General features: G+C 68.2%; 24 protein-coding genes and 1 tRNA gene. 14 read left to right on the plus strand and 11 right to left on the minus strand.

The features are described from left to right. The first annotated feature begins 81 nt into the window (after nucleotides 1–81). The 3 genes from QXK92_RS24330 to QXK92_RS24340 all read left to right on the plus strand — a co-directional run bounded on the left by QXK92_RS24330 (nucleotide 82) and on the right by QXK92_RS24340 (nucleotide 4,162). Nucleotides 82–663 (plus strand): TetR/AcrR family transcriptional regulator, encoded by a 582-nt coding sequence (locus QXK92_RS24330; RefSeq protein WP_306245835.1) that lies wholly within the window; start codon nucleotides 82–84, stop codon nucleotides 661–663. Beyond that, entirely contained in the window at nucleotides 660–1,484 is an 825-nt protein-coding gene (locus QXK92_RS24335) for a hypothetical protein (protein WP_306245837.1), read from the plus strand. Before QXK92_RS24330 ends, QXK92_RS24335 begins: the two co-directional genes overlap by 4 nt. A 185-nt stretch (nucleotides 1,485–1,669) precedes the next feature. Then, entirely contained in the window at nucleotides 1,670–4,162 is a 2,493-nt protein-coding gene (locus QXK92_RS24340; RefSeq protein WP_306245839.1) for a PE family protein, read from the plus strand. Nucleotides 4,163–4,180: 18 nt separating this feature from the next. Here the strand turns inward: QXK92_RS24340 and QXK92_RS24345 are convergent, their stop codons facing one another. The 6 genes from QXK92_RS24345 to QXK92_RS24370 form a co-directional block, all read right to left on the minus strand. Further along, nucleotides 4,181–4,990, minus strand: a complete 810-nt coding sequence (locus QXK92_RS24345) for a sulfotransferase (protein WP_306245841.1) — start codon at nucleotides 4,988–4,990, stop codon at nucleotides 4,181–4,183. Nucleotides 4,991–5,189: 199 nt separating this feature from the next. Then, nucleotides 5,190–5,262 (minus strand) — tRNA-Ala (locus QXK92_RS24350). 50 nt (nucleotides 5,263–5,312) lie between these two features. Next, the gene (gene glpR / locus QXK92_RS24355; RefSeq protein ID WP_306245843.1) at nucleotides 5,313–6,380 is read right to left on the minus strand and encodes a gephyrin-like molybdotransferase receptor GlpR; all 1,068 of its coding nucleotides are present in this window, start codon (nucleotides 6,378–6,380) and stop codon (nucleotides 5,313–5,315) included. A gap of 257 nt (nucleotides 6,381–6,637) precedes the next feature. After that, nucleotides 6,638–7,291 (minus strand): GNAT family N-acetyltransferase, encoded by a 654-nt coding sequence (locus QXK92_RS24360; protein WP_306245845.1) that lies wholly within the window; start codon nucleotides 7,289–7,291, stop codon nucleotides 6,638–6,640. A 14-nt stretch (nucleotides 7,292–7,305) separates the two neighbouring features. Beyond that, on the minus strand, nucleotides 7,306–8,586 hold the full coding sequence (gene glp / locus QXK92_RS24365) for a gephyrin-like molybdotransferase Glp (RefSeq protein WP_306245847.1): 1,281 nt from the start codon (nucleotides 8,584–8,586) through the stop codon (nucleotides 7,306–7,308). A gap of 43 nt (nucleotides 8,587–8,629) precedes the next feature. Then, nucleotides 8,630–9,541, minus strand: coding sequence for a UTP--glucose-1-phosphate uridylyltransferase (locus tag QXK92_RS24370; RefSeq protein WP_306245849.1), 912 nt, complete (start codon nucleotides 9,539–9,541; stop codon nucleotides 8,630–8,632). A 101-nt stretch (nucleotides 9,542–9,642) separates the two neighbouring features. Between QXK92_RS24370 and QXK92_RS24375 the strand changes: the two genes are divergently transcribed. The 4 genes from QXK92_RS24375 to mscL all read left to right on the plus strand — a co-directional run bounded on the left by QXK92_RS24375 (nucleotide 9,643) and on the right by mscL (nucleotide 11,905). Next, complete coding sequence (locus QXK92_RS24375; RefSeq protein WP_306245851.1) at nucleotides 9,643–10,236, plus strand: 5-formyltetrahydrofolate cyclo-ligase; 594 nt, start codon at nucleotides 9,643–9,645, stop codon at nucleotides 10,234–10,236. Nucleotides 10,237–10,311: 75 nt separating this feature from the next. Further along, nucleotides 10,312–10,644 (plus strand): FmdB family zinc ribbon protein, encoded by a 333-nt coding sequence (locus QXK92_RS24380; protein ID WP_306245853.1) that lies wholly within the window; start codon nucleotides 10,312–10,314, stop codon nucleotides 10,642–10,644. Nucleotides 10,645–10,706: 62 nt separating this feature from the next. After that, nucleotides 10,707–11,375, plus strand: a complete 669-nt coding sequence (locus tag QXK92_RS24385) for an SAF domain-containing protein (RefSeq protein WP_306245855.1) — start codon at nucleotides 10,707–10,709, stop codon at nucleotides 11,373–11,375. A 65-nt stretch (nucleotides 11,376–11,440) separates the two neighbouring features. Then, a complete protein-coding gene (gene mscL / locus QXK92_RS24390) occupies nucleotides 11,441–11,905 on the plus strand; it encodes a large-conductance mechanosensitive channel protein MscL (RefSeq protein WP_306245857.1) in 465 nt (154 codons plus the stop codon). Nucleotides 11,906–11,911: 6 nt separating this feature from the next. On the opposite strand, the gene QXK92_RS24395 is transcribed toward mscL, so the two are convergent. From QXK92_RS24395 to rpmF, 5 genes are all read right to left on the minus strand, one after another. Continuing rightward, nucleotides 11,912–12,457 carry a molybdenum cofactor biosynthesis protein B gene (locus tag QXK92_RS24395; protein WP_065045409.1) on the minus strand — a complete coding sequence of 182 codons (546 nt, stop codon included), beginning with the start codon at nucleotides 12,455–12,457 and terminating at the stop codon, nucleotides 11,912–11,914. Next, nucleotides 12,457–13,920 carry a S1C family serine protease gene (locus QXK92_RS24400; protein ID WP_306245860.1) on the minus strand — a complete coding sequence of 488 codons (1,464 nt, stop codon included), beginning with the start codon at nucleotides 13,918–13,920 and terminating at the stop codon, nucleotides 12,457–12,459. Before QXK92_RS24400 ends, QXK92_RS24395 begins: the two co-directional genes overlap by 1 nt. Nucleotides 13,921–14,035: 115 nt before the next feature. Continuing rightward, the gene (locus QXK92_RS24405) at nucleotides 14,036–15,592 is read right to left on the minus strand and encodes a HAMP domain-containing sensor histidine kinase (RefSeq protein ID WP_306245862.1); all 1,557 of its coding nucleotides are present in this window, start codon (nucleotides 15,590–15,592) and stop codon (nucleotides 14,036–14,038) included. Beyond that, nucleotides 15,592–16,278, minus strand: a complete 687-nt coding sequence (mprA, locus tag QXK92_RS24410) for a two-component system response regulator MprA (RefSeq protein WP_055576902.1) — start codon at nucleotides 16,276–16,278, stop codon at nucleotides 15,592–15,594. Before mprA ends, QXK92_RS24405 begins: the two co-directional genes overlap by 1 nt. A gap of 261 nt (nucleotides 16,279–16,539) precedes the next feature. Further along, nucleotides 16,540–16,713, minus strand: a complete 174-nt coding sequence (gene rpmF, locus QXK92_RS24415; RefSeq protein ID WP_055576903.1) for a 50S ribosomal protein L32 — start codon at nucleotides 16,711–16,713, stop codon at nucleotides 16,540–16,542. Between the two features lie 263 nt (nucleotides 16,714–16,976). Between rpmF and QXK92_RS24420 the strand changes: the two genes are divergently transcribed. The 7 genes from QXK92_RS24420 to QXK92_RS24450 all read left to right on the plus strand — a co-directional run bounded on the left by QXK92_RS24420 (nucleotide 16,977) and on the right by QXK92_RS24450 (nucleotide 26,072). Beyond that, nucleotides 16,977–18,659, plus strand: coding sequence for an acyclic terpene utilization AtuA family protein (locus QXK92_RS24420; protein ID WP_306246476.1), 1,683 nt, complete (start codon nucleotides 16,977–16,979; stop codon nucleotides 18,657–18,659). Beyond that, on the plus strand, nucleotides 18,656–19,804 hold the full coding sequence (locus QXK92_RS24425) for an acyl-CoA dehydrogenase family protein (RefSeq protein WP_306245865.1): 1,149 nt from the start codon (nucleotides 18,656–18,658) through the stop codon (nucleotides 19,802–19,804). The genes QXK92_RS24420 and QXK92_RS24425 overlap by 4 nt, the downstream gene beginning before the upstream one ends. A 49-nt stretch (nucleotides 19,805–19,853) precedes the next feature. Further along, complete coding sequence (locus QXK92_RS24430; RefSeq protein ID WP_306245867.1) at nucleotides 19,854–21,449, plus strand: acyl-CoA carboxylase subunit beta; 1,596 nt, start codon at nucleotides 19,854–19,856, stop codon at nucleotides 21,447–21,449. 5 nt (nucleotides 21,450–21,454) lie between these two features. After that, a complete protein-coding gene (locus tag QXK92_RS24435; RefSeq protein WP_306245869.1) occupies nucleotides 21,455–23,437 on the plus strand; it encodes a biotin carboxylase N-terminal domain-containing protein in 1,983 nt (660 codons plus the stop codon). Continuing rightward, the gene (locus tag QXK92_RS24440) at nucleotides 23,434–24,600 is read left to right on the plus strand and encodes an acyl-CoA dehydrogenase family protein (RefSeq protein ID WP_306245871.1); all 1,167 of its coding nucleotides are present in this window, start codon (nucleotides 23,434–23,436) and stop codon (nucleotides 24,598–24,600) included. The genes QXK92_RS24435 and QXK92_RS24440 overlap by 4 nt, the downstream gene beginning before the upstream one ends. Then, nucleotides 24,600–25,385 carry an enoyl-CoA hydratase family protein gene (locus QXK92_RS24445; protein WP_306245873.1) on the plus strand — a complete coding sequence of 262 codons (786 nt, stop codon included), beginning with the start codon at nucleotides 24,600–24,602 and terminating at the stop codon, nucleotides 25,383–25,385. Before QXK92_RS24440 ends, QXK92_RS24445 begins: the two co-directional genes overlap by 1 nt. A gap of 84 nt (nucleotides 25,386–25,469) precedes the next feature. Then, nucleotides 25,470–26,072 (plus strand): DUF1707 domain-containing protein, encoded by a 603-nt coding sequence (locus tag QXK92_RS24450; RefSeq protein ID WP_306245875.1) that lies wholly within the window; start codon nucleotides 25,470–25,472, stop codon nucleotides 26,070–26,072. The last annotated feature ends 36 nt before the right edge of the window (nucleotides 26,073–26,108 follow it).

Genomic DNA, 26,108 nt, shown 5'->3' on the forward strand with positions numbered 1-26,108 from the left:
ATCCATAGCGACCTGCCGCGGCGCAAACTTCACTGACAGGTGTCATTGACGGCCGTCAGTGAACAGGCGTAGCGTCTTCGCATGGTTTCCGCTCCGCCGTCCGCCAGGGAGGCTCGGCGACTCGAGACGCGGACGCGATTGTTCGACGCCGCCCTGGCCGAGATTTCGGGCCGGGGGCTGGCCGCCGCCGATGTCAGTGCCATCGCCGCTGCGGCGGGGGTGGTGCGTGGCACGTTCTATTTTCATTTCCCCACCAAGGAGCACGTACTGGTAGAGCTGGAGCGCAACGAGGAAGCACGGATCGCCGACGAACTCGCTGCGGTCGAGGGCGATCTGGAATCGGTGCTCAGGCGACTGGTCCAGCGCGTGTTGGACGCCGAAAGCCGGTTAGGCACAGTTGTTTTCCGTGACATGCTGGGCCTGCACTTCGCCTCGACCCATCCGGCCGATAACGATCTGGCCCAGCATCCGCTCCTTGATTTTCTGACCGCCGTAATCAGCCGGGCACAACAGGCGGGGGACGTCTGTTCGGATGGCGACCCCGGAGAACTCGGAACCTTTTTCCTCACCGGGCTTTTCGCCCTGCTCGCCACCGGGGCGCACGACGCCGCACTGTTACGCCGTTATGTGGCAACAATTGTCAAAGGAATGGAGAAGCGATGAACCGCAACGGGATCGAAGGCTACCGGGAATTCCTGGCCAGGCGTGACGGCGAAGCCGACCTGCTCAACCGAAAGCTCGCGAACCGCGAGCAGTTCTTCCACGACCTGGAAGCCAACCCGGTCCGGTCCGTACACCCCGCGGATCGCGCGACATTTCTGCGCAATCTACGCCGCCGGCGGCCCGAACCCGGGCTGGACAGGAAAATGCTGTTCCTGCTGGCGACCGCCAAACTGAACCAGGCAGAGCGCTTCGGCGTCGGGCTAGGTGAAACCTACGGGCGCAACAGCGACGAGAACCTGCCGCCGGAGAACGTCTACCTCGAACTCGAGGAGCACTACCACACCCGGCTGCTGGCCTACGCGCTCGACGTCTTCGATCTGGCGTTTCAAGTCGTGCCACCGCCTTTCGTGATGCGGCAGTTCGTCAAGACCGGCGTCTTCATCCCTCAACGGCTCGGCTTCATGTTCGTCGGAGCCGCGGAGATGGCCGGCTGCGTCATGTTCGACGAGTTGCGGCGGGCCGGGGCAGAGTTGTTTGCGGACGAACCTGAGGTGGCAGCTCGTATCGAACTGCTCTACAGCGAGATCCTGACCGATGAAATCGGGCATGTCGGGTACTGCGCGTCACGCTGCACCGCCGGCGAGCGGGCGGTGATGCGGCGGATCTATCCGTGGATCGGCCGGCTGTTCGCCCGCCAGACCGCGGAGATCAGCCTGTTGGTCGACGTCAAGGCGCTGCACGCTCGGTTGGACCGCCCGTTTGATGTCGACGAGCTGACCGCCGGCCTAGACAACGAGACGTACCTGGTGATGCATCCATGACCTGTTTGCTGCGGGTCGACCTGTTGGCTCGCAACCAGGTGTGACCAAAGTCCCTAATCCACGGGACGTGTGTCATCGGATCGTCGCGAGGCGGGCGGTGATTCGAGCGGGCGGGCTTACCCTCTCAAAACGGTCTTGAGGGTTCTTCTCGCAGATGGGCCGCCCGCTCGCAGTAGGGGGTCACGATGTCATCTTTTGTGTTCGCCGCGCCCGATGAGTTCGCCGCAGCGTCTTCCAGCCTTCGCGACCTGGGATCGTCGATCAGGGCGGCCCATGCGGCCGCGGGTGGCTCGACGATGTCGATCGTCGCGGCCGCTGAGGACGAAGTGTCGGTGGCGGTCGCGACGTTGTTCGGTAGTTACGCCCAGCAATTCCAGGCGCTCGGCGCGCAGGCGTCGCTGTTTCATTACCAGTTCGTGCAGTCGCTGAATAGCGGTGGGTTCTTGTATGCGGCCGCTGAGGCCGCCGGCGCCTCGCCGCTGCAAGCGGCCGCGTCTGCGGCCGCGGGGTTAGAAGACGCCATCAATACTCCGGTCCAGCAGCTCACCGGACGTCCGCTGTTTGGGCCCGGCACCAATGGGGCACCGGGCACCGGGCAAGCCGGTGGGCCCGGCGGATGGCTATGGGGCAATGGCGGTGATGGCGGGTCGGGCACGCCGGGTACGGCCATTAGCCCCACCGGTGGCAGTGGTGGGGCCGGCGGGTCAGCCTTCCTGTTCGGCTCAGGCGGTCACGGCGGTTCGGGCGGGACCGCCTATGCAGCCAGCGGTGCCGCCGGCGGTACCGGAGGGAACGGTGGCGCCGGTGGGCTGATCTTCGGCGGCGGCGGGGCCGGTGGTGTCGGCGGGCTCGGTGCGGCCGGTTCTGCAACCGCGGCAGCAGGCATGGGCGGTCACGGCGGGGCCGGCGGCACCAGCTATCAGCTCTGTGGAGCCGCCGGCGCCGGTGGTGCCGGCGGGCAGGGTGGCTACGGCTATGACGCGACCGCCGACCCGATGGCCGCGCCCGGTGCGTCTGGCGGCCGTGGCGGCCCAGGCGGGGTCGGTGGTGTCGGCGGCCACGCGGTCGGGCTGTTCGGGAGCGGCGGGGGCGGCGGTGTCGGCGGGGACGGCGGCGTGGGCGGCACCGGCGCGCAGGGCGCCTCAGGCACGCAGTTCGCCTCGGCCGGTACCGGCGGTCATGGCGGTGACGGTGGCACCGGTGGCGTCGGCGGGGCCGGCGGTTCCGGCGGATTCTTGGGGTCCGCCGGCGCCACCGGCGGTGCCGGCGACGGCGGCAGGGGTGGCACTGGCGGTCTGGGCGGAGCCGGGACTTCCACGAGCACCGGCGCGGCCGGCGGCACCGGCGGCCGGGGTGGCCTTTCCGGCGGCGCCGGTGGCACCGACGGCGCTGGCGGGGACGGCGGCAACGGAGGCAGCGGCGGGGCTGTCGGTACCGGTGCGACCGCAGGCATCGGCGGGGCCGGCGGCGCGGGCGCCGCAGCCACCAGCGGAGGGCCAGGCTACGGCGGCGGTGGCGGCGGTGGCGGCGGGGGGGCCAGGATGCTACCCAGCAGCGGCGGCGCCACCAGCGGTACCGCCACCGGCGGTGACGGTGGCGCCGGTGGCGCCGGCACCACCGTGGCCGCGGGCGGGGTTGGCGGCTCCGGAGGCAACGCAACCCTCGCCGCCAGCGGCGTCGGCAGCTCCGCCAGTGGTACCGCCACCGGCGGTGTCGGCGGGGCCGGCGGCACCAACGACGCCAGCGGTGGCCGCGGAGGCAACGCCACCCTGAGCGCGAGCGGGGGCGCCACCATCACCGGCACGGCCATCGGCGGCGTCGGGGGCGCGGGCACCACCAGTGGCCGCGGCGGTGGCGGCGGTGGCGGCTACTTCTTCGCCAGCGGTGCTGGCAGTTCCGGTAGCGGCACCGCCAGCGGCGGCGACGGGGGCGCGGGCACCAATGGCGGCCGCGGCGGCTACGGGGGCGGCTCCCGGATCGGCGCTTATAACGGCGGCACCGCCACGGGCACGGCCACCGGCGGTCTGGGGGGCGCAGGCACCACCAACGGCCGCGGCGGCGGCGGCGGGTTCGCGATTGTCACCGCTTACGGCGCGGGTAGCAACGCCAGCGGTAGCGCCATCGGCGGCGCTGGAGGTGCGGGCAGCACCGGCGGCTACGGCGGCAACGGAAACTACGGCGGAATCAGAGGCGCCAACGGCGGCACCGTCACCGGCGGCACGGCCGCCGGCGGTGACGGAGGCGCGGCCACCAACGGCCGCGGCGGCTACGGAGGCAGGGCCACCGTCCTGGCCGGTGGCGCGGGGAGCTCAGTCACCACTGGCACCGCGACTGGCGGGGTCGGAGGGGCTGGCAGCAACGGCGGCATCGGCGGCGCCGCAAGCAACGCCCTGATCAACGCCACCGGGGGCGGCACCGTTTCTGGCAGCGCCACGACCGGTGGGGACGGCGGTGCCGGCATCGACAACGGCGTCGGCGGCACCGGCGGCCAATCGTTCTTCACCGCCAATGCCGGCGGCACCATCACCACAAGTACCGGCACCGGCGGCACCGGCGGTAGCGGCACCGGCCTGGGCAGCACCGGCGGTGGGGGTGGCGCCGCCGACCTGACAGTTCCCCCTCCCGCCGTTGTGACGGGAGCGGTCGTCACCGGAACGCCCGGCGTGAATGTGCCGTAATAGTGTTCCCTGACAGCCTCACACGACCCTCAGCCCGTCGGGAATCCTCTCCGGGTCGCGCCAGAAGGCGTCGTGGATGAAGCGGTTGAACAGATCCGGCGGTAATAACGTGTCGCGCGGTTCGGCCCTGACGGTCGGGCGCACGGTGTGCAGTCCCGGTGTCCCGGCGCGCTCGTCGAACTCGGTGACGTCGTACTCGACATGGCCGAAGTCGTGGTCGAAGACCGGCTCACCGAGAAACGAGTAGATGGCCTGCATCGCCCTGGCCGGGTCGGTGCTCAGGGTTTCGTACTGCAGCAACAGAAGTCGATCGCGTTGCGCGCCGTAGCATGCCTGCCGCAGGGCATCGTAGGGCCCTCCGACCATGCCATCCGGCGCCACCACACTCGTTGCGCGGCTGAAGACCGTGCCGCCGGCGCTGTAGTTGAAGATCGACGACGGGCTGAAGACGTTGCGTTGGATCAATCGCTCGATGCTGTCCACCACCCACTGCAGTTCACGCACGCAGGCAATCACTTTCGCCTCGGGAAACAGCCGCGCAATCGCCGGCATCCATGCACACCAGCCGCGGTTGGTATCGAAGATCACCTCGGCGGTGGAGTCCGCATAAAAATCTTCGAACAACCCGCGCAGGATTCGCTCTCGCTTGGCGTCGTCGATGAACACCGAAAATTCGTTGCGCCCGCCCATTTCGTCGAGCAGCGCGCCGAACAGGCCGGCCAGCGGACCCGACATCCCCGCCTGGAACCGCGGATTTTGGCGCAGCAACGCGGCCAGCAACGTCGAACCCGAGCGCGGCAGACCCGAGATGAAATGGATGGCTACCACGACAAGCCCCGCCTACTTCCCGCACCTAGATGCCCTGCGACCTGTAATCCGTGCGATGCCGTGATGCTAACGGATTGAGAATTCCGTAATCGGCTGATTGCACATGGACGCGGCCGCCCACCACGAGCCAAGCCCGTCACCATCGGGGCCGGCGCACCAGCAAAGGAAGTACTGCGCGATTGACAACGCCTCGAACCGGTGGAGCTAGGGAGATTCGAACTCCCGACCTACTCGATGCGAACGAGTCGCGCTACCAACTGCGCCATAGCCCCTGATCGCTAAGCAGGCTACCAGCCGCGACCGCGAAGGTACGAACCGCGCACTACTGCCCGACCGCGCGCGGCAGGTCGCGGGGCCAGCCGTAGTTGCGCATCGGCACCGCGTAGTCCAGGTGCTCGAAGATCGGGTCCTCGTCGTCGATCTCCAACACCACCGCTCCGGGACGGCGCAACCGCGACGGGACCAGGTCGTATTCGCGGTCCTGAGTGTTCTCCACGCCCAGTCGGCTGCGGGCCATCCGCTGCATCCGGCGCCGCCGTACCTGCTCCTCGATCTTGGTCTGCCGCCGCAGGTAGAACAGGTACATCAGGGTGACCGTCGTCGCGGCGGCACACAGCCACCAGGCCATCGGCGTCACCTCGAAGGCGGCGATCGCCGAGCCGACCAGGACCACCGCCATCGCCACCAGCACCCTCTTGCGGAACGCGTACTTGCGGGCGCTGACCGCGGCGGCGGTCTTGTTCTCGAACCTGCGCCGCCTGTTGACGCCCACCGCGTAGGCCGGCGGCGCGTCGTCCCCCTCGTCGTCCTCCTCGGGTTCCAGACCGGAAGAGTCGTCGACATACTCGTACTCGTCATCGGCGAGGTCATCGTCGGAGTCGTCCTCGTGCGCGTCGACCGCCTCGGCTTCCACCGCGGCCAGCGCCGGCCCCTCCGTCTGGGACCGCGCCTCGCCGGCACCCACCGGCAGGGCGGGCGCGTTCTCGTCGATCACGTCGACATCGAGATAGTCGGGCTCGGCAACCTCGGCGACCTCCGCGACCTGTTCGGCACGGGCCATCGCGGTGACGACCGACCGGGGCCGCATCAGCTCGTCGGTGTCGGCGTCGTCAGCGGCATGGTCCTTGTCCGCATCGGCGAAAGCACCGTCGATCGGCTCGGTGTCCCAGTCTTCTTCCGGCTTCCAGTCAGGGTTGCTGCGGTGACCCGCCGCCGGACCGGTTCGCTTGAGCAGGCGGGAACTGGCACCGCCGTTGAGCACTCTGGTGGCAAGCGCCACATCGCTGGTGCGCCGAACGGCGTCGCGCTTGCTGATCAGCATCGGCACCAGCACGAACAACCACAGGACCACGAGCGAAATCCACAACAACGATTGCGGGATGCTTGGCATGATGACCTGCTCTCTTCGGTTGCGATCCCCGCGAGGCCTGATCCGCCTGCGTGGCCGGGTCGCTGCGACCAGGGCAATTACACACCTGTAATTTGCCTCTTTCAAGCATCACACGCCACATATGTCACGCTAGCCACAATTTTATTTCGGTTGGTCACCGATCCCGCGTGTGAAGTCATCGAGATTGCCGTGATGGTCGCGACCAGCGCCCCGAGCACAACCGTGACGGCAATCTCGGCGGAGAAGAACCAGGAGAGCTACACCCAGCTGGCGCGCCCGGCACGCACCAGCGTCGAAGCCACCGACCCGTAGACCTCTTCGACGGTGATCGCCACCAGCAGATGGTCGCGCCACCCGCGGTCCACCTCGAGGTAGCGCCGCAGCAGGCCCTCTTCGCGAAAACCGTTCTTGGCCAGCACGGCTCGGCTGGCGGCGTTCTCCGGACGGACGGTCGCCTCGACGCGATGCAGCATCACCGGCCCGAAGCAGTGGTCGAGCCCCAGGGCCACCGCCCCGGTGGCCACCCCGCCGCCGGTGTGCTCGCTGGACACCCAGTAACCGATCCATGCCGACCGCAACGCCCCGTGTGTGACGTTGCCGATGGTCAGCTGACCGCAGAACTGCCCGTCGAGTTCAATTGCGTACGGCAGCATCCGGCCCTTGCGCGCCTCCGCCCGCAGTCCCGAGCACACCGCCGGCCACGCGGCCACCGAATGACGCACCGACCATTCGCCGTCGGTGCTGGGCTCCCATGGCTCCAGCTGCGCACGATCGGCCAGCCGAATCCGACTCCAGGGCGCGCCGTCGCGCATCCGTACCGGCCGCAACCGGATCACCCCGGCCGCCACCCGCAACGGCCCCATACTCATCGGCCAGCCGGGATGACGGGAATTGGATCGCAACAGGTTCACGAGCCGGGCCGCAGTCAGCCGTGCTGAGCCAGAAAGGCGACGTCGACGATCTCGCCGGTGCGGATCTGCTCGGCGCCGCTGGGCACCACGACCAGACAGTTCGCTTCGGCAAGCGTGGCCAGCAGATGCGACGACGCCCCCGGCGCTCCCCCGAGCGCCTGCACCAGGTATTCGCCGCTCTCCTGATCACGCATCAACTGGCCGCGCAGAAACCCTTTGCGCCCACTGACCGACGTGATCGGCGACAGGGTGCGGGCCTGCACGATACGTCGCATCGGATGGCGCTTGCCCAGGGACAGCCGGATCAGGGGCCGCACCATCACCTCGAAAACCACCAGCGCGCTGACCGGGTTCGCCGGCAACAGAAACGTCGGCACGCCGTCGCGGCCGAGCTGCCCGAAGCCCTGCACCGATCCCGGGTGCATGGCCACCCGCACGACCTCCATGTCGCCCAGTTCGGACAGCACCGAGCGAACGGCCTCGGCCGCGGCACCGCCCACCCCGCCGGCGATCACCAGCACCTCAGCCCGGTTGAGCTGCCCCTCGACGATCTCGCCGAGTTCCTTCGGGTTGTTGCTGACGATCCCGACGCGGTTGACCTCTGCCCCGGCATCGCGCGCCGCGGCGGCCAGGGCGTAGGAGTTGACGTCATAGACCTGCCCGTTGCCCGGGCTGCGGGAGATGTCGACCAGTTCGCCGCCGACCGCCATCACCGATACCCGCGGGCGCGGATGCACCAGCACGCGTTCGCGGCCGACCGCCGCGAGCAGGCCCACCTGCGCCGGGCCGATGATCGTCCCGGAACGCACCGCCACGTCGCCGGGCTGCACGTCGTCACCGGCGCGCCGCACGTACGCGCCCGAAGGCGCCCCGCGCAGAATGCGGACCCGGTTCATGCCGCCGTCGGTCCAGCGCAGCGGTAGCACGGCGTCGGCCAGAGTAGGCAGCGGCGCCCCGGTCTGCACCCTGGCGGCCTGGCGCGGCTGCAGCCGGCTCGGCGTCCGCGCGCCGGCCTCGATGGTGCCCATCACCAGCAGGGTGACAACCTCGCGCACCTCGGCCACGCCGTCGTCGCCGACGGCTTCCAAGGGTCCGGAATCACCGACCCCCATCACGTCGACACTGCGCACCGCGTAACCGTCGATGGCGGCCTGGTCGAATCCGGGAAGCGGGCGTTCGGTCACGACCTCTTCGGCGCACAGCAGCCCCTGGGCTTCGGCAATCGCGACCTTGATCGGCCTGGGGGCCACCGCTGCCGCCGATATCCGTGCCTGTTGCTCCTCCACAGAACGCACAGTGCGCCTTCCTGCCGTCCAGCCAGGCGAACTGAGCCGCCGGTTACTGTTCGGTCAGGCCCAATCGCGCCACCAACCACCGCCGCAGTTCCGGGCCGTAGTCGTCACGATCCAATGCAAAGTCAACCGCAGCCTTGAGGTACCCGCCGGGATTTCCCAAGTCGTGTCGGGATCCGCGGTGCACCACCACGTGGACCGGATGGCCCTCGGAGATGAGCAGCGCGATGGCATCGGTGAGCTGCACTTCGCCGCCGGCGCCGCGGTCGATGCGGCGCAGCGCGTCGAAAATCGCGCGGTCCAGCACGTAGCGTCCGGCCGCCGCGAACAGCGACGGCGCGTCCTCCGACTTGGGCTTTTCGACCATGCCCTTGACACGCAGCACGTCCTGGTTGCCGCCGCCGGGAATCGGTTCGACGTCAAAGACGCCGTAGGCGCTGATCTCTTCGGGCGACACCTCAATGGCGCACAACACCGTGCCGCCGTGCTCGGCGCGCACCTGCGCCATCGTCTCCAGCACGCCGGCGGGCAACACCAGGTCGTCGGGCAGCAGCACCATGACCGCGTCCTCGTCGGCCGCCAAGGTGGGCTCTACGCAGCTGATCGCGTGCCCCAGCCCGAGCGGTTCGGCCTGCACCACGGACTCGACTTTGATCAGGGCCGGAGCCCGACGGACCTTGGCCAGCATGGCTTTTTTGCCGCGGGCCTCCAGGGTGCCCTCGAGCACCAGGTCCTCGACGAAGTGCGCGACGACCCCGTCCTTGCCCTCGGAGGTGATGATCACCAGGCGCTCGGCGCCGGCGTCGGCGGCCTCGGCGGCCACCAGCTCGATGCCGGGGGTGTCAACGACGGGCAGCAACTCCTTGGGCACCGTCTTCGTCGCAGGAAGAAAACGGGTCCCCAAGCCGGCGGCGGGGACGATCGCCGTGAACGGAATCGCTACTTCTGGTCGTGACATCGATTCACACCATAGCCTTATCGGCCTTATACAAACCCTCTGGCGGGGAGAACGCGCGGATCGCCAATGGTCTGACCCGGTGGTCTGACATCGTTGACGCCATGGCTACCGCGACCAAGTCGGCCTGGCGGCGACGGATCAGCACGGCGCGGCGCCTCGTCACCGATGAACAGCACCGCGCCGAAGCACGGATGCTGCGCAGCCACCTCGAGGCGGTCGTGACGCCCGGTAGCACCGTGTGCGCATACGTGCCAGTGGGTTCGGAGCCGTGCACCGTCGACATGCTCAATGAACTGCTGCAGTTCGCGGACCGGGTGCTGCTGCCGGTGGCCCGCATCACGCACGACGAGGAGCCGCTGCCGTTGTTGTGGGGCCGGTACTGCGCCGGTGAACTCATCACCGGACTATGGGGCCTGAAGGAACCACCGGAGCCCTGGCTGCCGGAATCCGCTTTGGCCGAGGCGGAATTGGTGCTGCTGCCGGCGCTCGCGGTCGACCGCCGCGGCACGCGGTTGGGGCGGGGCAGCGGCTTCTACGACCGCTCCCTGGGCTTCCGTGACCCGCAGTCGCGTCTGGTGGCGATCGTGCGGGACAGCGAGCTCGTCGACGAGTTGCCCTCAGAGCCGCACGACGTCCCGATGACGCACGCCCTCACGCCCGGACGCGGACTCGTGACGCTCCCCACCCGGGAATGATCCTCACCACGTGGCGGTTCTAGCACTTGAAACGGTAGAGTGCTAACTCAGACTTAACATCATCCGGAGGTTTTTGTGCCGACGTACAGCTACGTGTGCACCGAATGCGGAGACCGCTTCGACAAGGTGCAGGCCTTCACCGAGGACGCGCTGACCACCTGCGAGAAGTGCTCTGGCCGGCTGCGCAAGCTCTTCAACTCGGTCGGAGTCGTGTTCAAGGGCAGCGGCTTCTACCGCACCGACAGCCGCGAGGCCGGCAAGAAGGACAAGGGATCCTCCAACGGCTCGTCGTCGAGTTCCAGCTCGGGCGACTCGGGGTCCAGCTCCACGTCCAGCGAAAGCAAGTCCTCGAGCTCCGGCGAGAAGGCCGGCAGCAGCACCGCGTCCACCGCGGCCGCATCGAGCTAGTTATCCACAACTGACGTTCGCACCGGCAATGACCGGTGTGTCCGCGCGCCTAGCGTGACGGCGTGCGGGAACCTTCGCTGAATCCGACCCTGCTCAGTCGCATCGCGACAACATTGCGTCCGGACTGGACCAGAACCGTCCGGGCCCGGCGAATCGCCGCGGGCGGACTGGTGGTGCTGTCCGGTATCGCGGCGCTGCGCTCCGACCCGGAGGGCGACCGCGTCGATGTCGTGGTGGCCGCCCGCGACATCGGTCCCGGCACCGCGCTCAACGAAGGCGATGTTCGCGTCGAAAAGCGCTCGCCGACAACGGTTCCCGACGGATCGATAACTGACCCCGGGCGGGTGGCCGGTGCGACGCTGGCCAGTCCCACGCGTCGCGGCGAGGTGCTCACCGATGTCCGGTTGCTGGGCAGCAGGCTGGCCGAGTCGACCGCCGGCCCCGGGGCGCGGATCGTGCCCCTGCACCTAGCCGACGGCGCGCTGATCGACCTGATCCGGGTCGGAGACGTCGTCGACGTGCTGGCCGCCCCGGGCGGCGAACTCCAGCAACCCACACCGGCGGTCAGCAAGGTGATCGCCACCGACGCCGTGGTGGTGCTCGTGTCGGCGAAAGAGAAACTGCGGTCCAGCGAAGCAGACCGCGTAGTCTTGGTTGCGCTGCCGGCTCGCGTGGCGAACACGGTGGCTGGCTCGGCGCTAGGTCAGACGGTCACCCTCACCCTGCACTGAGTACTCAGCCACCGCTGAGCGCGTGGTCGGCAGCAAAGCCTGTCCGATCAAGAAGGGACATCCCCATGCTCAAAGGGTTCAAGGAGTTTCTCTCGCGGGGCAACATCGTCGACCTCTCGATAGCGGTGGTCATCGGGGCGGCGTTCACCACGTTGGTCAAAAGCTTCACCGATGGCGTCGTCAACCCACTGGTGAGCTCGATCGGCATGGACCAGAAAGAGGAGCACGGCATCCTCAAACAACAGATCCCGGGCACCAATCAATTCATCAACCTCAATGACGTGCTCTCGGCGGCGATCAACTTCATCCTGGTCGCGGCGGTGCTGTACTTCCTGATCGTGCTGCCCTACAGCAAGCTGCGTAAGAAGGGCGAGGTCGAGCAGGCCGACGACGCGCAGGTCGTCCTCCTCGAAGAGATCCGTGACCTGCTCGCGCAGACCAACGGCAGCTCCTCAGGCAGGCACGGCGGGGCGCCATCAGGTGTACCGCTGTCAGGACCCCCGGAACACGGACCGCGCGCCGAGAACTGAGCCGCCTCAGATCTCCAGGCTCGACAGCTGGCCGATGATGTGCGCGGCCAGCGGGTTGAGCGTCGCCATGCCGTCGCGCACGGCGTAGCGCGAGCCGGCCAGGTTGACCACCAGCGTGCTGCCCGAGACCCCGGCCAGCCCGCGCGACAGGCCGGCGTCGGTGATTCCCGCGGACAGGCCCGAGGCGCGGATCGCTTCGGCGATGCCCAGGATCTCCCGGTCCAGGATGTCGCGGGTGGCCTCCGGGGTGACGTCGCGCGGCGTCACCCCGGTGCCGCCGACCGACACCACCAGGTCCACCCCGCCGATCACGGCCGTGTTCAACGCATTTCGGATCTCGACCTCGTCAGCCTCGACCGCCACCACACCGTCGACCACGAACCCGGCTTCGGTGAGCAACTCGGTGACCAACGGCCCGCTGTGGTCCTCGTCGCCGTGCGCAGTCCGGTCGTCCACGACGACGACGAGTGCCCGCCCGACTACCAACTCCGCACCCTGTTCCATGGGTGCAACCGTATAACCGAGGTCGGAGAGCTGCCCTTCGACCTTCATCAACTGTCCGCCTTCCCGAGCGTGACCTGCACCGTGCGACTGCCGCCGGCCGGATCCTGATATGTCAGCGCCACCTTGTCGCCGGGCGCCTTGGAGCGCACCGCGGCGACGAGCGCGTCGGCGCTGTTGATCGGACGGTCGTCGACCTTGGTGACGACGACACCCTTGGGGACGCCGGCGTTGGCTGCCGCGCCGTTGCCCACGACCTCCATCACCTTCGCGCCGGGAACACCCTTGTCGGTGGTGACCTGCACGCCCAGCGAGGCGTGGGTCGCCTTGCCGGTGCTGATCAGTTCGTCGGCGATGCGCTTGGCCTGGTCGACCGGGATCGCGAAGCCCAGACCGATGGAGCCGCTCTGCGCGTCCCCGGAGTCGGCGCCCAACGTGGCAATGGCCGAGTTGATGCCGACGAGTTGCGAGTTCATGTTGACCAGCGCACCACCGGAGTTACCGGGGTTGATCGCCGCGTCGGTCTGAACCGCGTCCAGCACGGTGTTCTGGTTGCCGGCCTCACCGGTGGTCGAGACGGGCCGGTTGAGCGCGCTGACGATGCCGGTGGTGACCGTGCCCGCCAGACCCAGCGGTGAACCGATGGCCACCACGGGCTGACCGACCTTCAGGCTCGCCGAGGACCCGATCGCGATCGGGGTGAGACCGGAGGCGCCCTGCACCCGGACCACGGCGATGTCGCTGGTCGGGTCGGCCCCGACCACGGTGAACGTCGAGGTGCGACCGTCGTAGAAGGTCACTGTCGTCTTCGGCGGCGGACTTCCGGCCGGCGGCTTGGCGGCCGCCGCGACGACGTGGTTGTTGGTCAGGATCAGCCCGTCAGCCGACAGGATGACGCCGGAACCCTCTTCGGACTGCCGGCCCAGATCGGTCTCCAGCATGACGACGCTGGGTACGACCTTGGACGCCACCTGCTCCACCGACCCGGGCGGCATGTTGGCCGCCGGCACACCCGGCGCCCCACCCGAGGCCGCGGTGGTGCCGCGGCTGGCGCCGGACTGGTGACCGAGTTCCACCACCGTCGCCGCCGCGCCGCCGATGCCGGCGGAAACGACCGCGATGGCCAGCGCACCGAAGATCAGCCCGGCCGAGCGCCGCCGCTGCCGGGGCGGCGGGGACATCGGCGGCATCATTCCGGGGATCGGCCCGGGGCCGGTCGGCATCGGACCGGCACCGGTGGCGCCCGGTATCGGCCGGGAACCGGTGCCGCCCGGGATCGGGCCCCCGCCCGTGTTGCCCGGAATGGGGCCGGACCCGGTGGGTATCGGGCCCGCTCCGGTGCCGCTGAGCGGGTCATAGGAGGACCGGTACTGCTGCTGGGGTTGGTACCGCCAGTCGAACTGCTGGTTGTAGCTCTGCTGCCCCTGGGCATAGGCGGGCGGCACCGGCTGACTCTGCGTGGCACCGTATCCCGGCTGCTGCGGCGGTGGCGAATACCTCGGGTGATTCGTCATGTCGCTAAAACGTTCTTCCTCTACCTTGGGGGCTTACTTCAAGCCGACTCGGCCATGCGTTGCTTGCATGACGCTGAATTTCAACACTAACTGCCAACTACCTTGCGTGCGCGGACTAAGAATCGACTGAGATGACATTCGTGGATCCCCGTGATTTTGCGCTGTCCGCAGTACGTCTAACGGAGGTCCCCCGCGTGTCGGTTCCCGCATCGCGCTCGGCCACGGCGCCGGACGACGGGTGTGCGGCGGCCGGCATCGGACGCCCGGGTAACAGCACATAGATCGACGTTCCCGGGGGTTGGCCGCCGGGCTCGGTGTCTTCGACGCGCAACGACCCGCCGTGGTTGAGCACCACCTGCTTGACGATCGCCAGGCCCAGGCCCGAACCCGGCATCGCCCGTGCCGACGTCGAGCGGTAGAAGCGTTCAAACACCAGCCGTCGTTCCTGCGGCGGGATTCCCGGCCCCCGATCGGACACCACCAGCTCGGCGTGCGACGGATCGAGCTGGCGCAGCGTGACACCCACGTGCCCGCCGGGTGGACTCCACTTGGCCGCGTTGTCCATCAGGTTCAGCGCCGCGCGCGACAGACCCGCGGAGTCGCCGTACACCTGCCAGGGGACCACCTCGACATCGAAGTGAATATCGTTGCGGCGCCGCCGAACCCGCTCCAGGCTTCGATCGATGACCTCGGCCATGTCCACCGGCTCGTGCACGGCATGGCCGGCGTCCCCGCGCGTGAGGTCCACCAAATCGCCTACCAGCGTGGACAATTCCTCGATCTGCGCGATCACATCCGCTTGCAGGTCGACCATCTCCTGCTCCGGCAGCCGGGGCGCTCCGGGCGCCATCGAGGCCATCAGCAGCTCGACATTGGTGCGCAGCGACGTCAGCGGGGTGCGCAATTCGTGGCCGGCGTCGGTAACCAGCCGGGCCTGCCGCTCCCGGGATTCGGCCAGCGCCCGCAGCATCAGGTTGAACGCCTCGGTGAGCCTGGCCAGTTCGTCACTGCCGAATACCGGGATGGGGCGCAGGTCGTCGGTTCGGGCGACCCGCTCGGCCGCTTCGGTGAGCCGGCCCACCGGGCGCAACCCGGCTCGGGTCACCATGCCACCGGCCACGGCCGCAATCGCCACACCGACCCCGCCGACCATCAGCAGGACGAAACGCAGTTTGCTCATCACGTGCTCAGTGGGCTTGAGGCTCTTGGAGATGAGCAGCGAGCTGCCGTTGTTGAGGTGGATGGCCAGCACCCGCTGATCGGAGGCGGTGCGCCGGGACATGAACAACTCGCCGCGGATGACGGCCTTCTCCGGCGCGCCCACCGGCAGGGTCTGGCCCGGTTGGTTGGCGGTGTAGATGGATTTGCCGGGGTTCACCAGCATCGCGTTGACGTCGGAGTACGCGGTGCCTTCGATCGCCTTGCCGGGATCCGCCGCCAGCGACCCGCTCGCGATCAGCAGTTGCGCACGACTCTGCAGCTGGTTGTCGATGTCGCTGTAGAGCGCGGCGGAGATCACCGCGTAAACGGCGAGGGACATCAGCACCACGACCATCGCCACCATGGACATCGCCAGCAGCATCACCCGCCAGCGCAGCGACAGCGAACTGGTCGCCCGCAGCGGTGCGCGGCCGGCGCGGCCAGGGCGGCCAGGGCGGCGGAACCAGGTCATCAGGGCGGCGTTTCGCGTAGCACGTAACCCACCCCGCGCACGGTGTGGATCAGCCGCGGCTCGCCGTCGGCCTCGGTCTTGCGGCGCAGATAGCCGACGTACACCTCCAGCGCATTACCCGAGGTGGGGAAGTCAAATCCCCACACTTCCTCGAGAATGCGGCTGCGGGTCAGCACCCGTCGCGGGTTGGCGATCAACATCTCCAGCAGGGCGAACTCGGTGCGGGTGAGGCTGATCCGGCGCTGGCCGCGGATGACTTCGCGGGTTACCGGGTCCAGGCTCAGGTCCGAGAAAGTCATCGCCACCGACTCGGCAGCATCTTCGGGCTTGGTGCGACGCAGCAGGGCGCGCATCCTCGCCAGGAGTTCTTCCAGCGCGAACGGCTTGGGCAGGTAGTCATCGGCACCGGCGTCCAGGCCGGCAACCCGCTCGGAGACCGAGTCGCGCGCGGTGAGCACCAGGATGGGCAGGTCGTCGCCGGTGCTGCGCAGCTGCCGGCACACCTCGAGGCCGTCCAGTCGCGGCATCATCACATCCAGCACCACGGCGTCGGGCCGGTCGCTGGCGATCAGTTCGAGCGCCTCAACCCCGTCATGGGCCAACTCCACGGAGTAGCCGTTGAAGGAGAGCGACCTGCGCAGCGACTCGCGCACGGCACGATCGTCGTCGACGACAAGTATTCGCACGGAGCCTAGTTTCGTACGAAGGCCTGAGAGCGGCCTGAGAGGCGCGCCGCGATGGCGCATTTCAGGGTGCTAAGCACGTCACATCCGTCACGCTGTTCACTGGCCGAACCGAAGCACTTCGTGCCCGGCTCACAACGACGGATGCCCAGCTCACCGGGAAAGATGCCCGGCTCACTGGGACAGCGGAGTTGTCGCTCTTAGGCGGGCGACATGATGCCCACCGGCGCAGAAACTCCTGCGACGGTTGTGACTGACGGGACGTCAGCGCTTGTCGAGGTCCACCAGACCGAGACGGGCAGCCTTGAGCAGGCGACGCGGCACCTTGTGCTTCTGGCCGGCTACGTTCACGTTGACCAGCCCGGTCGCGGTGGCCTTCCACTGCGAACGCCGGCTGCGGGTATTCGAGCGCGACATTCTGCGCTTAGGTACGGCCATGGTCGGGCCTAACTCCTCGTGTGGGGCTTCTGGTCGGGCGTGTCGCGCTCCATGGCATTGCGGCCGGACGGCGACGGTTGACCTCAAGGGTAGTGGGTGGACCCGCTGGTCACCAAAATGGCCTCGGACAGCGGTGCGCTGAGCCGGTTGACGCGGCGCCTCCCGCACCCGCTAACCTACCGGTTGGTTGGTTGATCCGGCCGCCGAATCGTCCCAATGGAGGGAGGACGGGCCCATTGTCTTCCGAGGCCCCTTCTGGTGCCGTGCGTATCGCGAACTGCTCCGGTTTCTACGGCGACCGGCTGTCCGCGATGCGCGAGATGCTCACCGGCGGCGAAGTCGACTACATCACCGGCGACTATCTGGCCGAATTGACCATGCTGATCCTGGGTCGGGACCGGATGAAGAATCCCGAACGCGGCTACGCCAAGACCTTCCTCACCCAGCTCGAAGAGTGTCTGGGACTGGCCCACGAGCGCGGCGTGCGCATCGTTACCAACGCCGGCGGCCTCAACCCCGCGGGACTCGCGGCCGCGGTGCGCGCGTTGGCCGAACGCCTGGGCATCCCGGCGCGGGTGGCCCACGTGGAAGGCGACGACCTACAAGCGCGCGCGGACGGACTCGGACTCGGCTCGCCGCTGACCGCCAACGCGTACCTGGGCGGTTGGGGGATCGCTGACTGCCTGAGCTCCGGAGCCGACGTCGTGGTCACCGGCCGGGTCACCGACGCCTCGGTGATCGTCGGGTCGGCCGCCGCACACTTCGGCTGGGGACGCACCGACTACAACCAACTCGCCGGTGCGGTCGTCGCCGGACACGTCATCGAATGCGGCACCCAGGCGACCGGCGGCAACTTCTCGTTTTTCACCGAGATCGCCGACCTGACCTACCCGGGCTTTCCCCTGGCCGAGGTCTTCGAGGACGGATCGTCGGTGATCACCAAGCACCCCGGCACCGGCGGCCTGGTCAGCGTCGACACCGTCACCGCCCAACTGCTGTACGAGATCACCGGCGCCCGCTATGCGAACCCGGATGTGACAGCCCGGATGGACAGCATCCACCTCTCCCCCGACGGTCCCGACCGGGTGCGTATCAGCGGCGTGGTCGGTGAACCGCCACCGCCGACGCTCAAGGTGTCCCTGAACAGCATCGGCGGCTTCCGCAATTCGATGACGTTCGTGCTGACCGGCCTGGACATCGACGCCAAGGCAGAGTTGGTGCGCCGCCAGCTGGAAGCCACGCTGACGGTCAAGCCCGCCGAGCTGGAATGGACGCTGGCCCGCACCGACCACCCCGACGCCGACACCGAGCAGGGCGCCAGCGCGTTGCTGAGTTGCGTGGTCCGCGACCCGGACCCGGCGAATGTGGGACGCAAATTCTCCGCCGCCGCAGTCGAATTGGCGCTCGCCAGCTACCCGGGCTTCACCTCCACCGCCCCGCCGGGTGACGGCCAGGTGTACGGCGTCTACACCCCGGGCTACGTCGACGCCCGGCTGGTGCCGCACGTCGCCGTGCACGCCGACGGCACGCGCGTCGACATCCCCTGCGCCACCGAGACTTTGGTGCTGGAGTCGGCCAACGCCCCTGAGCTGCCCGAACCGCTGACCGATGAGCCCACCCGTCGCGCGCCGCTGGGCCTGATCGCCGGCGCCCGCAGCGGCGACAAAGGCGGCTCGGCCAACGTGGGGGTGTGGGTCCGCACCGACGAACAGTGGCGGTGGCTGGCCAACACGCTGACCGTAGAGCTGCTCAAGAAGCTGCTACCCGAAGCGGCCGAGCTGCCGGTCACCCGGCACGTGCTGCCCAACATCCGGGCGGTGAACTTCGTGATCGAGGACATACTCGGCCAGGGCGTGGCCTACCAGGCCCGTTTCGATCCGCAGGCCAAGGGGCTGGGCGAATGGTTGCGCAGCCGTCACGTCGACATTCCGGAGAAGTTTCTATGAACATCTGGACCACACCCGAGCGCGAACAGCTGCGAAAGACGGTGCGCACCTTCGCCGAACGCGAGGTGCTGCCCAACATCGACGAGTGGGAACGCACCGGCGACCTGCCGCGGGACCTGCACCGGCGCGCCGGCGAGGCGGGCCTGCTGGGCGCGAACTTTCCGGAGTCGGTGGGTGGCGGTGGCGGCGACGGTGCCGACGCGGTGATCATCTGCGAGGAGATGCACCAATCAGGCGCTCCCGGAGGCGTTTTCGCGTCGCTGTTCACCTGCGGCATCGCGGTGCCGCACATGATCGCTTCGGGCGACCAGCGATTGATCGACACCTACGTGCGGCCGACGTTGGCCGGCGAGAAGATCGGCTCGCTGGCCATCACCGAACCCGGCGGCGGATCCGACGTCGGACACCTGCGCACCTCTGCGGTCAAAGACGGCGACCACTATGTGATCAACGGCGCCAAGACCTACATCACCTCCGCGGTGCGCGCCGACTTCGTGGTGACCGCGGTGCGTACCGGCGGCCCGGGCGCGGCAGGGGTTTCGCTGATCGTGGTGGACAAGGGCACGCCGGGCTTCGAGGTGTCGCGCAAGCTGGACAAGATGGGCTGGCGTTCCTCGGACACCGCCGAGCTGTCCTACACCGACGTGCGGGTTCCGGTGGAGAACCTGGTCGGGGTGGAGAACACCGGCTTCGCCCAGATCGCCCAGGCCTTCGTTTCCGAGCGTATCGCCCTTGCCGCCCAGGCGTATTCGAGTGCGCAGCGCTGCCTGGACATCACCGCGCAGTGGTGCCGCGACCGCGAGACCTTCGGCCGCCCGTTGATTTCACGGCAGTCGGTGCAGAACACGCTCGCCGAGATGGCGCGCCGCATCGACGTCGCGCGGGTGTACTCGCGCCGAGTGGTGGAGCGCCAGATCGAAGGTGACACCAATCTGATCACCGAGGTCTGCTTCGCCAAGAACACCGCCGTCGAGGCCGGTGAGTGGGTGGCCAACCAGGCCGTCCAGTTATTCGGCGGCATGGGCTATATGGCCGAATCCGAGATCGAGCGCCAGTACCGCGACATGCGCATCCTGGGAATCGGCGGCGGCACCACCGAAATCCTCACTGCGCTGGCCGCCAAACTCCTGGGATACCAGTCATGATTACACCTCCTCCTCCTCATCGCTCCGCGCTGCATCGTCGGAGCTGGTCATGAGCGCTCTGAAGTCCACCCTCGACCCGAACGGGCCCACCTTCACCGAGGCGGCCGCCGCGTCGACCACCAAGCTCGACGAGATCGCCGCCGAGTTCGCCAATGCCGTCGACGGCGGCGGGCCGAAATACGTTGAGCGTCATCATGCTCGTGGCAAGCTCACTGCACGCGAACGCATCGAGTTGCTGGTCGATCCCGACTCACCGTTTCTGGAATTGAGTCCACTGGCGGCCTGGGGCAGCGCATTCAAGGTCGGGGCCAGCACGGTTACCGGCATCGGCGTCGTCGAGGGTGTCGAGTGCATGATCGTCGCCAACGACCCCACGGTCAAAGGCGGCACCAGCAACCCCTGGACGCTGAAAAAGATCCTGCGAGCCAACCAGATCGCCTTCGAGAACCGGCTTCCGGTGATCTCTCTGGTGGAGTCCGGAGGCGCCGACCTGCCGACCCAGAAGGAGATCTTCATCCCGGGCGGACGGATGTTCCGCGACCTGACCCGGCTATCGGCCGCCGGAATCCCCACCATCGCACTGGTATTCGGCAACTCGACCGCGGGCGGCGCGTACGTGCCCGGCATGTCCGACCACGTGGTGATGATCAAGGAGCGCTCCAAGGTGTTCCTGGCCGGTCCCCCGCTGGTCAAAATGGCCACCGGTGAGGAATCCGACGACGAGTCCCTGGGCGGGGCCGAAATGCACGCCCGCATTTCGGGATTGGCCGACTACTTTGCGCACGACGAGCTGGACGCGATCCGCATCGGGCGCCGCATCGTGGCCCGGCTCAACTGGGCCAAGCAAGGGCCGAAGCCCAAGCCGGTCACCGAGCCGCTCTTCGACACCGAGGAACTGATCGGCATCGTGCCGGCCGACCTGCGCATCCCGTTCGATCCGCGTGAGGTGATCGCCCGCATCGTCGACGGCTCCGACTTCGACGAGTTCAAGCCGCTCTACGGCTCGTCGCTGGTGACCGGGTGGGCGCAACTGCACGGCTACCCGATCGGCATTCTGGCCAACGCACGCGGCGTGCTGTTCAGCGAGGAATCGCAGAAGGCCACCCAGTTCATCCAGCTGGCCAACCGCTCCGACACGCCACTGTTGTTCTTGCACAACACCACCGGCTACATGGTGGGCAAGGACTACGAAGAGGGCGGCATGATCAAGCACGGCTCCATGATGATCAACGCCGTGTCCAACTCGACCGTGCCGCACATCTCGCTGCTGATCGGCGCCTCATACGGCGCGGGCCACTACGGCATGTGCGGCCGCGCCTACGATCCGCGGTTCCTGTTCGCCTGGCCCAGCGCCAAATCCGCCGTCATGGGCGGGGCGCAGCTGTCCGGGGTGCTATCCATCGTGGCCCGGGCGGCCGCCGAGGCCCGCGGCCAGCAGGTCGACGAGGCGGCCGACGCGGCGATGCGGGCCGCCGTCGAAGGCCAGATCGAAGCCGAGTCGCTGCCGTTGGTGCTGTCCGGAATGCTCTACGACGACGGGGTGATCGACCCGCGCGACACCCGCACCGTGCTGGGAATATGTCTGTCCGCCATAGCCAATGGCCCGATCAAGGGGACGTCGAACTTCGGCGTCTTCCGGATGTGAGCTTCATGGGGATCTCGAAAGTACTGGTTGCCAACCGCGGCGAGATCGCCCGGCGGGTGTTCGCCACCTGCCGCAGGCTGGGTATCGGCACCGTCGCCGTCTACACCGAACCCGACGCCGCCTCCCCGCATGTCGCCGAGGCCGACGCCCGGGTGCGGTTGGCGCAGACCAATGACTACCTCAACGCCGAGGCCATCATCGCCGCGGCACGCGCGGCAGGTGCCGACGCCGTGCACCCCGGCTACGGATTTCTCTCCGAGAACGCCGAATTCGCGGCAGCCGTGCAGGAAGCCGGTCTGACCTGGGTCGGACCACCGGTGGACTCGGTGCGTGCGATGGGGTCCAAGATCGAGTCCAAGAAGCTGATGTCGTCAGCCGGGGTGCCGGTGCTCGAGGAGCTCGACCCGGACACTGTGACGCAGGCTCAGCTGCCGGTGCTGGTCAAGGCATCCGCCGGCGGCGGTGGGCGCGGTATGCGTGTGGTGCGCGAATTGTCCGCGCTGGCGGGCGAAGTCGAGGCGGCGCAACGCGAAGCGCAGTCCGCGTTCGGCGACCCGACGGTCTTCTGCGAGCGTTATCTGCCGACCGGGCACCACATCGAGGTGCAGGTAATGGCCGACACGCACGGGACCGTGTGGGCCGTGGGCGAGCGGGAATGCTCGATCCAGCGCCGGCACCAGAAGGTGATCGAAGAGGCGCCGTCACCGTTGGTCGAACGCACCCCGGGCATGCGCGACAGGTTGTTCGAGGCCGCTCGGCTGGCCGCGGGCGCGATCGGTTACACCGGCGCCGGAACGGTGGAGTTTCTCGCCGATGATGACGGCGAGTTCTTCTTCCTGGAGATGAACACCCGCCTGCAGGTCGAGCACCCGGTCACCGAGGAGACCACCGGTCTGGACCTGGTCGAGCTGCAGCTGGACGTCGCCGCCGGTGGCCATCTGGGTGCCGAACCCCCTGCAGCGCAGGGACATTCGATCGAGGTGCGGCTCTACGCCGAGGATCCCGCGCACGGCTGGCAGCCCCAGGCCGGGACGGTGCACAGCATCCACGTGCCGTCGGTGCGCACCGAGTTCAGCTCGCTGGGGCACCGGACCGGGATCCGGCTGGATTCCGGGATCGTCGACGGCTCGGTGGTGTCGATCTTCTACGACCCGATGCTGGCCAAGGTCATCTCCTACGCACCGACCCGGCGGCAGTCTGCGCTGGTGCTCGCCGACGCGCTGGCCCGCGCCCAGGTACACGGCCTGCGCACCAACCGCGAGCTGCTGGTCAACGTGCTGCGGCACCCGGCTTTCCTCGACGGGGCCACGGACACCGCGTTTTTCGACACGCACGGCCTGGCCGAACTGTCGGCGCCGCTGGCCGACACGGCAACGGTGCGGATGTCGGCGATCGCCGCCGCACTGGCCGACGCCGCGCACAACCGGGCCACCGCCGGGGCGTTGGGCTCACTGCCCTCCGGCTGGCGCAATCTGTCCTCCGGTTATCAGGTCAAGACCTACCGGGACGACACCGACACCGAACAACGTGTCGAATACCGCTTCACCCGAACCTCGTTGGTGTTGCCACACGACACGTCGGTGCAGCTTGTGTCCGCATCACCTGAGCAAGTGGTACTGGCCGAGAACGGGGTGGCCGTCAGTTTCGCCGTCGCCCGGTTCGGCGATGACGTCTACGTCGACTCCGCGCGCGGCCCGGTGCACCTGGCGGTCGTGCCGCGGTTCCCCGAACCGGGATCGGCCGTCGAACAGGGATCGCTGGTTGCGCCCATGCCCGGCAACGTCATTCGGATCGGTGCCGAGGTCGGCGCCACCGTCACCGCCGGGCAGCCGCTGATCTGGCTGGAAGCCATGAAGATGGAGCACACCATCACCGCGCCGAACGACGGCGTGCTCACCGAGATCAATGTGCAAACGGGCCAGCAAGTCGAGGTGGGCGCTGTACTGGCCAGAGTGGAAGCGCCTGAATCAGAAGGAGATCCGTCATGACCGATACCAGCTTCATCGAAAGCGAAGACCGCCAGGCGCTGCGCAAGGCGGTACGCGAGTGGGCGTCCGGCTACGGTGCCGAGTACTACCTGAAGAAGGCCCGCGCCCAGGAGCACACCACCGAATTATGGTCCGAGGCAGGCAAACTCGGCTTTCTCGGGGTGAACCTGCCGGAGGAGTACGGCGGCGGCGGGGCCGGCATGTATGAGCTCGCGCTGGTCATGGAGGAGATGGCGGCCGCAGGCAGCGCGCTGCTGCTGATGGTGGTCTCACCGGCCATCAACGGCACCATCATCAGCAAGTTCGGCACCGAGGAGCAGAAGAAGCGCTGGGTTCCTGCCATCGCCGACGGCACCCTCACCATGGCCTTCGCGATCACCGAACCCGACGCCGGTTCCAACTCGCACAAGATCACCACCACCGCCCGCCGCGACGGCAGCGACTGGATCCTCAAGGGCCAGAAGGTCTACATCTCCGGCGTCGACCAGGCCCAGGCGGTGCTCGTGGTCGGCCGCACCGAGGAGGCCAAGACCGGCAAGCTCAGGCCGGCGCTGTTCGTGGTGCCCACCGACTCCCCCGGCTTCACCTACACGCCGATCGAGATGGAGCTGATCAGCCCCGAGCGCCAATTCCAGGTGTTCATCGACGACGTGCGGTTGCCGTCGGACGCGCTGGTCGGAGCCGAAGACGCGGCGATCGCACAGCTTTTCGCGGGCTTGAACCCCGAGCGCATCATGGGCGCGGCCAGTGCCGTGGGCATGGGCCGGTTCGCGCTCGACAAGGCCGTCGACTACGTCAAGACCCGCAACGTCTGGGGCGCTCCGATCGGATCGCACCAGGGCCTGGCGCACCCGTTGGCGCAGTGCCACATCGAGGTCGAGCTGGCCAAGCTGATGATGCAGAAGGCGGCGACGCTCTACGACGCCGGCGACGACGGCGGCGCGGCCCAGGCCGCCAACATGGCCAAGTACGCGGCCGGGGAGGCTTCCACCCGGGCCGTCGACCAGGCCGTGCAGTCGATGGGCGGAAACGGGCTGACCAAGGAGTACGGCGTGGCAGCCATGTTGACCGCTTCGAGGCTGGCGCGGATCGCACCGATCAGCCGCGAGATGGTGCTCAACTTCGTCGCGCAGACGTCACTGGGCCTGCCCCGCTCGTACTGATGGACACCCTCGTCGAGTACGCCCGGGACGGCGTGGTTGCCCGGCTGACACTGAACTCGCCGCACAACCGCAATGCACTGTCGACCACGCTGGTCACCCAGTTGCACGAGGGACTGCGGGCCGCCGCGGCGGACCCGGCGGTGCGGGTCGTGGTGCTCGGGCATACCGGCGGCACCTTCTGCGCGGGCGCCGACCTCTCCGAGGCGGGTGGGGGCGACCCCTTCGAGCTGGCCGTGGCCCGGGCGAAGGAGATGACCGCGCTGCTGCGTGCCATCGTCTCCTCCCCGCGGCCGGTGATCGGCGCCATCGACGGCCACGTGCGGGCGGGCGGCTTCGGCCTCGTCGGGGCGTGCGACATGGTGGTGGCCGGGCCGCGCAGCACGTTTGCCCTGACCGAGGCGCGCATCGGCGTCGCGCCGGCCATCATCTCGCTGACATTGCTGCCAAAGCTGTCCGCGCGGGCCGCCGCACGCTATTACCTCACCGGCGAGACATTCGGCGCCAGCGAAGCCGAAGCCATCGGATTGATCACGCTGGCCGCCGACGACGTGGACGCCGCGGTGGCCGGACTGGTCGCCGACGTCGGGCGCGGATCACCGCAGGGCCTGGCCGCATCCAAGGCGCTCACCACCGCCGCTGTGCTCGAGGGCTTCGATCGCGACGCAGAGCGGCTCACCGAGGAATCGGCCCGGCTCTTCGTGTCCGAAGAAGCACGCGAAGGCATGCTTGCTTTTCTGCAGAAACGTCCCCCCAGCTGGGTCTCCGACACCGACCGCACGTCCTGACGGGGCTGCTGGGAACCTGTCAAGGTTGCAGTTCAGCCAACTCCTTTTGCAGCAAACCGTGAAAGTCGTAAGCTCGCGGGTGAGATGACCAACCCAGCCCAGCGTGATGTGAAGGCCACGCGTGACGAGACGTCGCGCGCAGAGGACACCGACCGCATCCAGATTGCGCAGTTGCTGGCCTATGCGGCCGAACAGGGCCGCCTCCAGCTCAACGAATACGAAGACCGACTAACCAAGGCTTACGCCGCCACCACCTATCAAGAGTTGGACCAACTGCGGGCCGACCTACCCGGCACGGCGGTCAGCCCCCGGCGCGGCGGCAACTGCAATCCGGCACCCTCCACGCTGCTGCTGGCCATCATGAGCGGTTTCGAGCGCCGCGGCCGATGGAACATCCCGAAGAAGCTGACCACCTTCACGTTCTGGGGCAGCGGCGTCATCGACCTGCGTTATGCGGACTTCACCTCCACCGAGGTCGAGATTCACGCCTACTCCATCATGAGCGCGCAGACGTTCCTGTTGCCGCCCGAAGTCAATGTCGAGATCCACGGCCGCGGCGTGATGGGCAACTTCGACCACGAAGTCGTCGGTGAGGGCACCCGGGGCGCGCCCACCGTAAAGATCAAAGGCTTCTCACTGTGGGGTGGCGTCGGTATCAAGCGCAAGGCGCGGAAGGCTCGCAAGTAGCCAACCCGCGCCCCACGCCGCCTGTGGAAAGCTGAG

The organism is Mycobacterium sp. TY815, assembly GCF_030755135.1.
Taxonomy (GTDB): domain Bacteria; phylum Actinomycetota; class Actinomycetes; order Mycobacteriales; family Mycobacteriaceae; genus Mycobacterium.